10 protein-coding genes and 1 pseudogene are annotated in these 11,679 nt (G+C 41.3%); 6 read left to right on the top strand and 5 right to left on the bottom strand.

Annotation, left to right across the window (positions count from 1 at the left end; genetic code table 11):
* Positions 1 to 117: 117 nt before the first annotated feature.
* From E5A76_RS20335 to E5A76_RS20320, 4 genes are all read right to left on the bottom strand, one after another.
* On the bottom strand, positions 118 to 2,151 hold the full coding sequence (locus E5A76_RS20335; protein ID WP_161120050.1) for an acetoacetate--CoA ligase: 2,034 nt from the start codon (positions 2,149 to 2,151) through the stop codon (positions 118 to 120).
* Between the two features lie 22 nt (positions 2,152 to 2,173).
* Positions 2,174 to 2,803, bottom strand: a complete 630-nt coding sequence (gene maiA, locus E5A76_RS20330) for a maleylacetoacetate isomerase (RefSeq protein ID WP_161120049.1) — start codon at positions 2,801 to 2,803, stop codon at positions 2,174 to 2,176.
* A 62-nt stretch (positions 2,804 to 2,865) separates the two neighbouring features.
* The gene (locus tag E5A76_RS20325; protein ID WP_161120048.1) at positions 2,866 to 3,858 is read right to left on the bottom strand and encodes a fumarylacetoacetate hydrolase family protein; all 993 of its coding nucleotides are present in this window, start codon (positions 3,856 to 3,858) and stop codon (positions 2,866 to 2,868) included.
* 17 nt (positions 3,859 to 3,875) lie between these two features.
* Positions 3,876 to 5,021: a homogentisate 1,2-dioxygenase gene (locus tag E5A76_RS20320; protein WP_161120047.1), complete on the bottom strand. Its 1,146-nt coding sequence runs from the start codon at positions 5,019 to 5,021 to the stop codon at positions 3,876 to 3,878.
* Positions 5,022 to 5,381: 360 nt separating this feature from the next.
* Here E5A76_RS20320 and phhA point away from each other — a divergent pair, with 360 nt between their 5' ends.
* The 6 genes and pseudogenes from phhA to E5A76_RS20290 all read left to right on the top strand — a co-directional run.
* Positions 5,382 to 6,212 carry a phenylalanine 4-monooxygenase gene (phhA, locus tag E5A76_RS20315; protein WP_161120046.1) on the top strand — a complete coding sequence of 277 codons (831 nt, stop codon included), beginning with the start codon at positions 5,382 to 5,384 and terminating at the stop codon, positions 6,210 to 6,212.
* Positions 6,196 to 6,543: a 4a-hydroxytetrahydrobiopterin dehydratase gene (locus E5A76_RS20310; protein WP_161120045.1), complete on the top strand. Its 348-nt coding sequence runs from the start codon at positions 6,196 to 6,198 to the stop codon at positions 6,541 to 6,543. Before phhA ends, E5A76_RS20310 begins: the two co-directional genes overlap by 17 nt.
* Before the next feature lie 281 nt (positions 6,544 to 6,824).
* On the top strand, positions 6,825 to 8,159 hold the full coding sequence (locus E5A76_RS20305; RefSeq protein ID WP_107165679.1) for a paraquat-inducible protein A: 1,335 nt from the start codon (positions 6,825 to 6,827) through the stop codon (positions 8,157 to 8,159).
* Between the two features lie 30 nt (positions 8,160 to 8,189).
* Entirely contained in the window at positions 8,190 to 9,833 is a 1,644-nt protein-coding gene (gene pqiB / locus E5A76_RS20300) for an intermembrane transport protein PqiB (RefSeq protein ID WP_161120044.1), read from the top strand.
* Positions 9,833 to 10,405: a PqiC family protein gene (locus E5A76_RS20295; protein ID WP_107165681.1), complete on the top strand. Its 573-nt coding sequence runs from the start codon at positions 9,833 to 9,835 to the stop codon at positions 10,403 to 10,405. Before pqiB ends, E5A76_RS20295 begins: the two co-directional genes overlap by 1 nt.
* Before the next feature lie 206 nt (positions 10,406 to 10,611).
* Positions 10,612 to 10,785 (top strand): annotated as a pseudogene (locus E5A76_RS20290) (glutathione S-transferase family protein); the annotation flags it as partial.
* Between the two features lie 205 nt (positions 10,786 to 10,990).
* Here the strand turns inward: E5A76_RS20290 and E5A76_RS20285 are convergent.
* Positions 10,991 to 11,647, bottom strand: a complete 657-nt coding sequence (locus E5A76_RS20285) for an HAD family hydrolase (protein ID WP_161120043.1) — start codon at positions 11,645 to 11,647, stop codon at positions 10,991 to 10,993.
* Positions 11,648 to 11,679: the final 32 nt, after the last annotated feature.

The raw sequence follows: 11,679 nt of genomic DNA, 5'->3' as shown, positions 1-11,679 counted from the left end.
CTGACTCCGATTGAATATCGAAATCAGGCCTTACAAGCCGCTTAACCGAAATGTCCAACTTTATGGGGTCACATCAAAGATTAACGTCTTGGGGGCTTTTTTGTTTTTCAACTATTTTCATTCCAACTCCTTCCTATTTCTATATTCCTCCAAGCTCTCAGGATTAGCGATAGCGCTGGTATTCACTACATGTCGCTGGTGGATCACATCACCTACTGCTTTTTCTGCAATCTTGCCTGATTTGGTTCTGGGTATCGCATTCACTTGCAGGATCTTTGCTGGCACATGGTGAGGGGAGCACTGTGTTCGCAGTTGAGTCTTGATCCTGTTTATTAAGTTATCGGTTAAATGAAGATTCGGTTGAAGTTGAACAAACAAAATAATACGTACATCGTTTTGGTATTGTTGAGCGACAACTACTGAATCGACGACTTCATCAAATGGATTAACTTGGCGATAGATTTCAGCAGTGCCGATGCGTATGCCTCCGGGATTAAGAATTGAATCGGAACGTCCGTAAAAGATTAATCCGCCATGGTGAGAAATACTCACATAATCACCGTGGTGCCAAGTGTTAGGGTAGGTATTCCAATAAGCGTTGAAGTATTTCTCGCCGTTTGGATCTTGGCTAAATGCGATGGGTTGATTCGGGAAACTATTGCAGCAAACAAGCTCGCCACATTGATCCGTTATGGCTTCACCTTCCGCGTTATACACCTGCACATCCATGGCTAAGGCTTTGACTTGGCATTCACCACGCCACACAGCACCAATAGGGTTACCAATGGCAAAACAGCCACAAATATCCGTGCCGCCAGAAATAGACGATAGCTGCACGTCTTGTTTGATATTTTGATACACATAATCAAATTGCTCGGGCGCTAAAACGGAACCTGTCGAGCAAATCACGTCAAGTTGGGTGAGTTTATATTCTTGGCGTGGTGATAGGGATTGCTTTTCAATGGTTTCTAAGTACTTCGCTGATGTGCCAAAGAGTCGTAGATGCTCTTTATCAGCCAGTTGCCACAGTTGATTGGGTTGCGGATGAAGTGGCGAGCCGTCATATAAAATCAAGGTTGCACCAGAAGCGAGCCCACTGATAAGCCAGTTCCACATCATCCAGCCACATGTGGTGAAATAAAATATCCGATCTTTGGGTTTGATATTGCAGTGTAATTGATGCTCTTTGAGATGGTTAAGTAAGGTGCCACCGACAGAATGAATAATACATTTTGGTTTACCCGTTGTGCCTGATGAATAAAGAATATAAAGCGGATGATTAAATGCCGTTGGGGTAAAACTGAGGTGAGGTGTTTCAATAATATCTTCCATTTCTGCCCAAGTGCTAAGATTAATAGCTTCGGGTAGTGGTGTTAAATTAAGCAGTAACTGACTGATTGGCTGAGTATTTAAATAAGGAAACACAATCAGCTTTTTCACACTTGGAAGTGCAGGTAAAGCTTGGGCTAATGCAGTGATGCTTGATATGTATTTGCCATTATAAATATAACCGTCAGTGGTGAAGATGAGCTTTGGCTGAGTTTGGCTAAAGCGTTCTATCACGCTTTCTGTACCGAAATCTGGTGAAGTTGAAGTCCAAATTGCACCAAGCGATGTTGCAGCCAGCATGGCAATCACGGTTTGTGGAATATTGGGCATATAGGCGGCAATCACATCACCTTTTTGTATCCCTTGTTGTTGCAGGTAATGGGCGACAATCGCCACTTGCTCATATAGTTGTTGCCACGATAATCGCTGCTGCGCTTGTAGGTGATTTTTATCACTAAAGCTCTGCTCGTTGTAGAACACTAATGCATCTTGTTTGGCTAATGCTTTGCTATGGGTTAATAGGTTTTCTGCAAAGTTAAGCTGTGCCTTGGGAAACCAACGGCGATCTTTATTTGGAATAGGACTATTTGGCGGGCAATAGGAAATGGGGTTACCTTGCTCGCCAATCACATGACAAAATTGCCAGAGTTGATGCCAAAACTCATCACTGTGTTTAACCGACCAACGATGAAGCTGGGTGTAATCATGAAACAAACGGTTTTGCTGCTCGCTGATCTGCACCATAAATTGATATAGCAAACTGGTTTGAATGCGCTCTCGATTAGGCTCCCAAAGGCATTGGTTATAATCATTGTTTGTCATCATGGCTTCTCCGTTTTAATTATTAGCTTTCAGGTGCCGCTTTTTTAAACGGTTCAAGTTGCTCGCAATGGTGATAGATAGCTGTAATAGTGGGAAAAGGGGTAAGGTTAAATTCAAAGCGTTTGGCGTTATACACTTGTGGTATTAAACAAACATCGGCAAGGGTTGGGTGTGTGCCAAAACAAAAGCGTTCGGTGTAAGGGCTTTGTTGTAGTTGTTGCTCTAATGCGGTGAATCCTTGGTGTAACCAATGGTGATACCAGTGTGTTTTTTGTGCTGGAGTACAATCAAATTGTTGTTCTAGCTGTTTGAGCACTCGTAAATTGTTGAGAGGGTGGATATCACAAGCAATGGCAAGCGCAAAAGCTCGGCATTGTGCTCGCTTAATTAGGTTACGTGGTAACAAGTAAGGGCTAGGGTAGCATTCATCAAGGTATTCAATGATAGCTAACGATTGATGTAATAAGGTTTGATGTTGTATCAGCGTAGGTACTAAGCCTGATGGATTAATAGCATGGTATTCGCTGCTGTGTTGCTCGTGATTGAGTAAAGAGACAGGCACGCACGCGTAGTCTAACTGCTTTAGGTTTAAAGCAATGCGTACCCGGTAGGATGCGGATGAGCGAAAATAGTCATATAAGGTGAATGCCATCGCAGCTCTCTTTATGTTCTAAATAGTTGTGTTTTGATGGTGCTTTTATTGAGCTTAGTCAGTTAATGTTTTTGCTTTTGAAAAGGGATCACAGTTTGTTCTATAGCACCGAAAATAGAGTGGTCGTGTTCATCAAACATTTCTATTTTTACTGTGTCACCATATTGCATAAATGGCGTGCTTGGTTTGCCGTTCGCTATGATCTCCAGCATCCGTTTTTCAGCAATACAGCATGAACCTGATTGACGATCTTGGTTAGAAACAGTGCCTGATCCTATGATGGTACCCGCACTTAATTCACGGCTTTTGGCGGCATGATGGATCAGTTGGGCAAAATCAAACGTCATATCTACGCCAGCATCAGGATTACCAAACAGTTGTTGATTTAAATGCACGTTGAGCCTGTTATTGACTTTGTTTTCACGCCACATATCACCCAGTTCATCTGGGGTAATGGCGACAGGAGAAAAGGCGGAGGCGGGTTTAGATTGAAAGAAACCAAAACCTTTTGCTAGCTCGTCAGGGATCAAGTTACGCAGTGATACATCGTTAACCAGCATGATTAATTTGATATGTTGAGCTGCATCTTTAACGCTGGTTGCCATGGGTACATCATTGGTAATGATGGCAATTTCAGCTTCGAAATCTACCCCCCAATCGACATCTTCAATTTCTATGGGTTGTTCTGGTCCGAGAAATTTATCAGACATACCTTGGTACATTAGTGGATCTTGCCAAAAGCTTTTGGGCATTTCAGCGCCACGGGCTTTTCGGACTAACTCAACGTGATTTACATAAGCACTGCCATCCGCCCATTGGTATGCTCGAGGCAAAGGGGAAGTGCAGTGCTGAGGTTGAAAAACAAAGCGATACTCTAATGCTTTTTTGTTCAGCGCATAGTAGAGATCTTGCAAGATAGGTTCGACGTTATCCCAGTTATCTAAAGCATATTGTAGGGTTGGGGCAATATGATGAGCAGAGGTTGCCCACTTCAAATCCTTTGAGACCACAATCAACTTTCCATCACGACCGGGTTTTAACGAAGCAAGTTTCATTGTTGATCTCCTAGATGTTATTCATTGTGATTGTTGTTCGTTGTGTCTCGCCATGAATGGACATAATCATGGACTTCAACCTTATCAATGTTAGACCCAATATCGAGAGGGTTACGGCTATCAATCATGACAGCCACTTCATCGGTAAAGGTTTTTGGCTTTTGTTGACTACTTTTCAGCGCCTTAGGATGAGGACCATGAGGAAAGCCACAAGGATGAAAAGTGATCATGCCGGGTTTGATGTTATCTCGGCTAAAAAAATTACCATGATGGTAAAAAATGACTTCATCGTAGTCGTTATTACTATGAAAGAACGGCACTTTTAATGCATTAGGATCGCTTTCTGTTGGGCGAGGAACAAAAGTACAAACAACAAAGTTATTAGCCGTAAAGGTTGTATGTGCCGAAGGAGGAAGATGATAACGATGGCTCATTAACGGGCGAATATCACGCCAATTGAGCTTTAATACGGTGACGGTGCCTTTCCAACCAATGGCATCTAATGGGTTAAATGGGTAGTCGATAACGTTAATGTGATTACGGGCTTTGAGCAGTAATTGCCAAGGTTCTTCCGTTTGTTGGGCTTTAAATGCAGCATTGATTTTGGGGTATTCCAATATCGCAGGATCGTAAATCGCATGTTCACCCACAATGCCTCTATCGACATTACGATAGCTGTTATTGGTCGCTTCTATCATTAGCAGGCTAACATGGCTGGTGGTTTCAATACGCCACGATGTTGAACGAGGGATAACAATATAATCGCCCTCATTGAAACTAAGATGGCCAAAGTCGCAATAGAAATCCCCTTTACCTTGGTGAATAAACAGCAATTCATCACCATCCCCATTTCGCACAAGGTGATCCATATTCTTGGATGTTTGCCATAAGCGCAGTTTAAGATCGGCATTAGAAAGCAGTAATGGTGCATCCCACGGCGTATTGCCCGATTGAGGTAATGCTAAGGCATCAAAGGCTCTCGGTTTATGATTGCCTTGCCATGAAAGCCAACCTGTCGGTGGATGTTGATGGTACATGTGAGTTGCTGGGCCGTAGAAACCTTCACGACCGCATTCACGCTCAAAACTGTCGTGAGGTAAGTCGCAATGCGCTTGTTTACTTGATAGCCCTTCAATAATTGGGAGCTGAAACCATTTATGCATTCCTTGCCTCATTAATTACTGTTGCTATAGCTTAAATGTGGTTGAAAGCAGGAAAATCGCAACGTTAATAACAAGATGAATATTTAAAACTGTTCATGGAGCTTTACAGTTATCCGTAAATTCATGGCGGATGTCAGCAATAGTAGGCATTGAATCGGTGTTTTTAGTCATATTTGATGGCTGAGAGTGGGGATCACTTCTAATCTATAGATATACCCAAGTGACTTAAATAATACGGTTCTGTGTCGTTACAACCGGAATGAATCGGAAAACCATCGCTAGATTTCCAAGATCGTTGGGTATAAACCATAATAAAAATAAAAGTGTCAGTTGGAGGTGAGTGTATAGACGGAGGCTATTATGCATAATCAAAGTAGTGATCCCCGAAGTACGCATCACTATGTTTCTAAGCCTGTGAATAAAAACGGGACGATAGATTGGAGTGATGAAGAGAATGCGATTTGGCATCATCTTGTTACACGTCAGCTTGAATGTATTCAGGGCAAGGCATGTGACGAATATCTTGCGGGATTATCTGAATTAAATTTACCCCATGATTATATTCCTCAGTTACAGGAAATTAATCGGGTATTGCTTGATGCGACAGGTTGGCAATGCGTTGCTGTACCTGCGTTGATCAGCTTTGATCGTTTCTTTTCCCTGTTATCTCGTAAACAATTTCCTGTAGCCACCTTTATTCGTACCCGAGCGGATATTGATTACTTGCAAGAGCCGGATTTCTTTCATGAAATTTTTGGACACTGCGCAATGTTAACCAATCCATATTTTGCACAATTTACCCATTTTTATGGAAAATTAGGGGTCAAAGCGACACCAGAAGAGCGTGTGTATCTCGCTAGGCTATACTGGTTTACGGTTGAATTTGGTTTGCTTAATCAAAACGGTAAATATCAAATCTATGGCGGTGGGATTTTATCTTCGCCACAAGAAACTGTTTATGCTGCAACGAGTGAGATCCCACAACGGGTGGAATTTGATCCTGTAGAGGTGATGCGAACGCCTTACCGGATTGATATTTTGCAGCCAAAGTATTTTGTATTGCAAAACATGGAGCAGCTTTACCAAGTAACGAACCAAGATATTTTTGCGTTAGTGTCTGAAGCACAGCGTAGAGGATTAAGAGCGCCCATGTTTGAGAACAAGGAAATAGTGAATGACGAGTTTAGATAAGTTGAAATGTGAAGCCTGCCATTCAGGTTCACCAGCGTTAAGTGATGAGGCATTAGCAGAGCACATGGCATCACTACCTGAATGGCAAGTAGTTAGTCCGAATGGCATTAACCGTATCACACGTGTTTTTAAATTTAGTAACTATAAAAAGGCATGGGATTTTAGTAATAAGGTTTCTCAGCTTGCAGAAGAGGAATTTCATCATCCCACTATTGTTTTAGAGTGGGGGAAAGTCACAGTAACGTGGTGGACCCATGATATTAACGGCATTCATTTGAATGATGTTATTTGTGCAATGAATACAGAAAAACTGTACGGAAATTTAAATTAGCACTTTATTGCTTTGTTATCGTGCTAACAATATATAGATATAATACGCTGTTTTAAATAGATATTTACATTAATATCAAAGGTTTTTTCATTTTGGAAAGTTAAAGTTTCTTGCTCTAAATGCGTTGAAGGACGACAATACGCACCTATTTACATTGAGTGTGTTTAGTTTTTGGGCTAAGCACGTCTATTCTTACTGAGTCACGCTGCAATTAATTTTATTAATAGCATTCAATAGCGAAAAATGGCTTAGCTAGGAATAAGGATAAAAGAAACTTTACAATGACAACACAAACGCCACAGCAACAAACGCCATCAGATTTGATGATCGCTTGTGAAGAATGCGGGTTAGTGGTCGATATCCCTGATATACAAGACGGACAAAAAGCAGATTGTCCGCGCTGTGGACACACCTTAACCAAGAAGATCACCATGCCATACCACCGACCGCTTGCGTACGGTATCGCGTGTTTGATCATGCTAGTTCTTAGCCTCTCTTTTCCTTTCCTTTCGTTCAGTGTTAACGGAATGGGGCAACAAATCATGCTGCTTAATGCGGCAGAAACGTTGCAGCATTTTGAAAATAGCGTCTTGGCTATTTTGCTGATGCTAACGGTATTGGTATTTCCTGCAATCTACATCATGTTGGTGCTGTACCTTTATGTGCGTGCCGCGCGAGTGAAGCATGCTGGGCATCTATCTGGTAATACGGAAACACTGAAGATGCTTTGCCGTATTTTATTTAGAGTGCAGCCATGGTTGATGGTCGATGTTTTCTTGATCGGCGTATTAGTAAGCTTGGTGAAGATCTCAGCATTGGCACATATTGGTATGGGGTACTCTTTCTGGGCTTTCTGTATCTACAGTGTGCTAGTAGTGAAATGTGTCTCTATGGTGGACAGAACATGGTTATGGGATCAATTCTTTGCCATGAAGCATATTGATGGCGTACATGAAGGAGATACACATTTAGACAATAACCATGTGGGTTGTCATGTGTGTAACCAAATTAACCCGATGCCACAAGATCACCATGCTAAATGTATCCGTTGTGAAAGTAAGCTACATGGTTACAACCCACAGCATTCATTACAGTATTCATGGGCTTTCTTATTAGCATCGATTGTTTTTTATATTCCAGCTAACTTATATCCTATGATGTACACCGTGAGCTTAGGGCAGACTGAAGGCTCAACCATCATGGGCGGCGTGGTGATGCTATGGCAGATGGGTTCTTGGCCGATTGCGTTAGTGATCTTTATTGCCAGTGTGTTCATTCCTATGGCGAAAATGTTTGCGTTGGCTTGGCTTTATTACTGTGCGAGTAAAAAGCCGAATGATTCGACCAACGAAGCGATTAAGCGCTTGAAAATCTATCGAATGACAGAATTTATCGGTCGATGGTCTATGGTTGATATTTTCGTGGTGGCAATTCTTGTAGCTTTGGTGCAATTGAAGAACCTAATGGCTATTTCACCAGGTCCTGCTGCCATTTGTTTTGCCACAGTCGTGGTATTTACCATGCTATCGGCAATGAGTTTCGACCCTCGTGTGTTTTGGGGTAAAGCAAAAACTAATCATGGTTCAGAGTTAAACGCTACTGAATCTAATCAGTAGCAACTAGCTAGTATTAACGAGAAACAGAAGATGAGTGATAACCAGCCAGTTAAGGCTAATGTACATAACCTGAAGCAAGTATCTGCAATCTGGATTATTCCTATTGTGGCTCTCGCTATTGGTATTTGGATGTTTGTTCAGTATTTAAATAGTAAAGGTCCAGAAATAACCATCCGCCTTCCGAATGCTTCGGGTATTGAAGTGGGTAAAACCGCTATTAAATCGCTAAATGTAAATGTTGGTGTTGTCACCAAAGTGAAGTTAAGCGAAGACTACAGCTATATCACTGTGACTGCGCAGATGAATAGCGACACAGAACGCATGTTAAAAGATGACACCAAGTTCTGGGTTGTTAAGCCTCGCATTGGTAAAGAAGGGGTGTCGGGTTTAGATACGTTGTTATCAGGTGCTTATATTGAAATGCAACCAGGTCGTGGTGCTAACGATAAATATAATTTCGTTGCTCTTGAAGTACCACCAGTTGCACCTGCTGATGCGAAAGGTTTACGTGTGGTATTAACCAGCCATGAAGCAGGAAAATTAAGTGTCGGTGATCCTGTTCTTTATGATGGTTTCACTGTGGGTCGCGTTGAGAAAACAAGCTTTGATATCAATAGCAAACAAGCTAACTATCAGCTATTTATCTTCCAGCCTTACGATCGTTTAGTACGTACAACCAGTAACTTTATTATGAAATCTGGTATGAACGTACAAATGGGAGCAGAAGGCTTTAATGTTAAAATTGGCTCATTAGAATCGTTAATTACAGGTGGTGTGACATTTAAAACGCCGTCTGATGATCAAGGTTTTGTCCAAAATAAACAGCTTAAGCATTATCGTTTATTCGATAGCGTTCAGGATTATCACGAGAAAATGTACGATAAGCACATTAACTTCGTGATGTTGTTTAAAGAGTCGATCCGTGGTCTGAAAGCGGGTGCGCCGATTGAATATCGTGGTATTCAAATTGGTTCAGTACAAAAAGTGCCGTTGCGTTTACCAACCAGCTCTGAAGGTTTTACTAGCGATCAAATTCCTGTACTTGTACGCATCGATTTAGGTCGTGTATACAACAACCTAGATGAAGGTACGTTAGATGATCTTCGTGCTAACTTTGAAGAAGAATTCAAAAATGGTCTACGAGCAACACTGAAAACAGGCAACTTGTTAACAGGTGCGTTGTACATTGGTACTGATGTTTACAAAGGTGAAAAACCTGAGAAACCGTTGAAATATGATGGTTACGATGTGTTCCCAACGAAAGAAGGTGATTTAGCCGAAGTTCAAAAACAAATCAGTACGTTATTGAATAAGTTTAATAAACTACCAGTTGAAGACACATTGAATTCGATGACAGCAACGCTGAAAGCGTCTGAGAAAACAATGAAGTCAGCAGAGCGTGTAACACAAGATCTTGATCGTCTATTAAGTCAGAAAGATACGCAAACATTACCTTCTGATATCAAAGAAAGCTTGAAAGAGATCCAAAATACACTAAATGGCTTTAGCCCAAATGCAGCACCATATCAGAATCTACAAGGTGCATTAGAGCAATTTGAGCAAGTGATGACTGAGCTACAACCTGTACTACGTCAGTTAAATGAAAAGCCAAATTCATTAGTGTTTGGTGATGAGAAAGCGAAAGATCCTATTCCAGTTGGAGGCCGTAAGTAATGAAAAAGTGGTTATTAATTGCAGCGGTAGCGCTAGTTGGAACGGGCTGTAGCTCAACAGAGCCAGCAATGACAACTTACATGTTGCCAATGTCGACAACGGTAAATACAGCACACAATGTCAGTAATAAATCATTGCTGATTGTGCGCCCTGTAGAAGTGGCTGCACATCTAGCTGGTACAGGTTTGGTTTACCAAACAAGTCCAACAGAGATTGTTGAAGCACAACAAAATCTATGGGGTGAAGCATTAGGTAAGCAGCTAACACGTCGTATTACTCAGGATTTACGCCAAAAACAAACTAAGTTCTGGCCGACGCAGTTAACCCCAACGCTATCAACAGCGGGTGTACCTCGTTTGCAGGTACGTATTAACCAGTTCAATGGTGTCTACACAGGCGTTGCAGAAGTGGCGGGTGAATGGCTGTTAATTAACGGTAACGGTGAGTTGGAAACAGTACACCCATTTACTTTCCGTGTGCCATTAGCGAAAGATGGCTATCCAGCACAGGTTGAAGCCTTATCTAAAGGTGTTGATGAGTTAACAACCCAGTTAGCGCAATCTATTAAGTAATAGAACATCGTTTACGATCACAAAGCCGACGTTTATGCGTCGGCTTTTTTTTGCGAGAGAGAAAATAGTGTGAATGAAAAGAATATCGTGTTCATCATTAGCGTTTGATTCAGAACAGAGGGAGGATTTGTTGTGTCAGGCTTGTCTTATGCTTATTAATAAAATGCGACATTTCATTCAATGATGATAAGTGTAAGGAGTCGAGAATGGGGCTGCTAGTTAATGGAAAATGGCACACAGATTGGTACGACACTAAATCAACAGGTGGGAAGTTTAAGCGTAAAGCATCAAGTTTTCGTAACTGGATCACTCTAGATGGCAGTGCAGGAATGACTGGTAAAGCGGGAGTTAAAGCCGAGCCAAACAGATATCATTTGTATCAGGTTGGTGGTATAGCACAAACGGTCGATATTAATTACATCAAAGCGGCAGCCATGAGACGATTAATCCCACGTGTATTATCCCTAAAGGGCCTGAATTAGACTTTTTATCGCCACATCACCGTAAGTAAATAAACATCTTGTATTGATTTAAATCTAACTCGTAAGTTGGTGAGTTAGATTTATCTCAGTGTTATGTTGTTGATCACGCTTGTTGCTTTAATAATGCTAGTGCTTCATGCATTGAAGAGAAAACATGATGACCAAAGGCTTTTACTTCATCACTTGGTTCTACTAAATCAATGATTTGAAAAGCGTGCATATTGGCCGCAATCGCTGCTGTTATACCATTATTTGAATCTTCAAACGCAAGGCATAGCTCTGGTTTAACATTCAGTCGTTTAGCGGCAAGTAGGTAAATTTCTGGATCAGGTTTGCCTTTGCTGACTTCATCACCCGCAGTAACTGTTGAGAAGAAAGAACTCAAACCTGCAAGCTCAAGCTTTTTTAATGCTAATTGTTTATTGGTTGAGGTAGCTATAACCATGGGGATTTGTTGCTGCTGTAGCCATTGTAGTAGTTCAATAACACCGTCTTTGACAGGAATAGCCTGATTTTCGACAATATTAAGGTATGTCTGTTTCCATTGTTGTCTAAAAACAGGGTAATCCATAGCATCGCCATAGCTAGCACATAGTACTTCCTCTACACCAGCCTCGTTGCGTCCAATGATATTAAGATAAGCAGTTTCTAAATAAGGAAGATTGAAATCCTGACAGGTTTGTTTAAATACATTCATACAGACACGTTCTGTATCAAGCAATAAACCATCCATATCAAAAATAAATGCACTGAACTTCATTTTATTAACTAATTTATAAATAATAAAAGTTA

Origin of the sequence: Photobacterium lucens, from assembly GCF_009873615.1 — a bacterium.
Classification (GTDB): Bacteria; Pseudomonadota; Gammaproteobacteria; order Enterobacterales; family Vibrionaceae; genus Photobacterium; species Photobacterium lucens.
This window is presented reverse-complemented; position numbering and strand designations above follow the sequence as displayed.

What these genes read in the sequence shown, in the direction of transcription:
- E5A76_RS20335 (WP_161120050.1), bottom strand. Translation starts at nt 2,151, where the DNA reads ATGACAAACAATGATTATAACCAATGCCTTTGGGAGCCTAATCGAGAG.
- maiA (WP_161120049.1), bottom strand. Translation starts at nt 2,803, where the DNA reads ATGGCATTCACCTTATATGACTATTTTCGCTCATCCGCATCCTACCGG.
- E5A76_RS20325 (WP_161120048.1), bottom strand. Translation starts at nt 3,858, where the DNA reads ATGAAACTTGCTTCGTTAAAACCCGGTCGTGATGGAAAGTTGATTGTG.
- E5A76_RS20320 (WP_161120047.1), bottom strand. Translation starts at nt 5,021, where the DNA reads ATGCATAAATGGTTTCAGCTCCCAATTATTGAAGGGCTATCAAGTAAA.
- phhA (WP_161120046.1), top strand. Translation starts at nt 5,382, where the DNA reads ATGCATAATCAAAGTAGTGATCCCCGAAGTACGCATCACTATGTTTCT.
- E5A76_RS20310 (WP_161120045.1), top strand. Translation starts at nt 6,196, where the DNA reads ATGACGAGTTTAGATAAGTTGAAATGTGAAGCCTGCCATTCAGGTTCA.
- E5A76_RS20305 (WP_107165679.1), top strand. Translation starts at nt 6,825, where the DNA reads ATGACAACACAAACGCCACAGCAACAAACGCCATCAGATTTGATGATC.
- pqiB (WP_161120044.1), top strand. Translation starts at nt 8,190, where the DNA reads ATGAGTGATAACCAGCCAGTTAAGGCTAATGTACATAACCTGAAGCAA.
- E5A76_RS20295 (WP_107165681.1), top strand. Translation starts at nt 9,833, where the DNA reads ATGAAAAAGTGGTTATTAATTGCAGCGGTAGCGCTAGTTGGAACGGGC.
- E5A76_RS20285 (WP_161120043.1), bottom strand. Translation starts at nt 11,647, where the DNA reads ATGAAGTTCAGTGCATTTATTTTTGATATGGATGGTTTATTGCTTGAT.